Origin of the sequence: Bradyrhizobium sp. AS23.2 (assembly GCF_001908185.1) — a bacterium.
Taxonomy (GTDB): Bacteria; Pseudomonadota; Alphaproteobacteria; order Rhizobiales; family Xanthobacteraceae; genus Bradyrhizobium.
On the sequence record NZ_LGHM01000375.1, the window covers coordinates 1 to 1,575 of the forward strand.

The following is a 1,575-nucleotide window of genomic DNA, read 5'->3' on the forward strand; positions in this document are numbered from 1 at the left end:
TTTCGGAATGTTGATGTCCATGTTCGCCGTCAGAGCCCTTGAGACAAATTGAGGGACTTCACGAAGGGAGGATTTCTGGTTCATCGTAGCCGCAAGGAGCGAAGATGAAGCAGAAATCCGGACCGGGCAAAGCGCCGGCAGAACGAGTCGTGAAGGATATCCGGCGCCAAACGCGCCGGCACTACTCGGCCGAAGAGAAGATCCGTATCGTGCTGGAGGGGCTGCGCGGCGAGGAGAACATCTGCGAGCTATGCCGCCGCGAAGGCATCGCCGCCTCGATGTCTTACGGCTGGTCCAAGGAGTTCCTGGAGGCCGGCAAGCGCCGCCTAGCCGGCGACACGGCACGGGCTGCGACCTCCGGCGAGGTCAAGGACCTTCGTCGGGAGGCCGCGGCGTTGAAGGAAGTGGTGGCCGACCTCACCCTGGAGAACCGCCTGCTCAAAAAAAGCATGAACGGGCCCTCTCGGTGAATGCTTCGCATTCACCTGTCGGGTAAGAGATGGGGAGGACGAGGCATGAGGTACCCGGCCTCCGAGAAGGCCGAGATTATCCGGTTGGTCGAGCGGTCGCACCTGCCGGCCGGGCGCACCTTGGACAAGCTCGGCATCCCACGAGCCACGTTCTATCGCTGGTGCGATCGTTATCGCGAGGGCGGTGTTGAGGCACTGGCCGATCGTCGATCGAGGCCGGATCGGGTCTGGAACCGCCTTCCCGACGACGTTCGCGGCCAGATCGTCGACCTGGCGCTGGAGCTGCCGGAGCTGTCTCCGCGCGAACTGGCCGTGCGGTTCACCGACGAGCGGAAGGACTTCGTCTCGGAAGCGTCAGTCTATCGGCTGCTGAAGGCGCATGACCTGATCACCAGTCCGGCCTATGTGGTGATCAAGGCCGCGGACGAGTTCAAGGACAAGACCACCGCCATCAATCAGCTTTGGCAGACCGACTTCACCTACCTCAAGATCACCGGCTGGGGTTGGTACTATCTGTCGACCGTGCTCGACGACGTCTCGCGCGACATTGTGGCCTGGAGATTGGGGCCGACGATGTGCGCCTCCGACGTCACGGCTACGCTCGACCAGGCGCTCGCAGCTTCCGGCCTCGACCACATCACCGTCGCGCAGCGCCCGCGGCTTCTGAGCGACAACGGATCGAGTTACGTCGCGGATGATCTGGCCACGTGGCTCAAGGGCAAAGACATGCAACATGGGCGCGGGGCTCCGTATCATCCCCAGACCCAAGGCAAGATCGAGCGCTGGCATCAGACGCTGAAGAACCGCATCCTGCTCGACAACTATTATCTACCCGGCGACCTCGAACGGCAGATCGGCGCCTTTGTCGAGCACTACAATCACGCCCGCTTCCATGAGAGCATCGACAACCTCACGCCCGCCGACGTCTACTTTGGCAGAGCCGAGACAATCCTGGCCGAACGTCAGCGCATCAAGCACGACACCATCGCAAATCGTCGCTTGCAGCATCGACTGCAGGCCGCTTAAACTCTAACCCCTGATGAGCCAGAGCCTCCCTTCGCAGCCCGCCTAATCAGTCTCAAATCATCTGACGACGAACAGTATG

The 1,575-nt window shown here is 61.7% G+C and carries 1 pseudogene; it reads left to right on the forward strand.

The features are described 5' to 3' along the window. Window positions 1-104: 104 nt before the first annotated feature. Window positions 105-1,496, forward strand: a pseudogene (locus AC630_RS42255) (IS3 family transposase). Window positions 1,497-1,575: the final 79 nt, after the last annotated feature.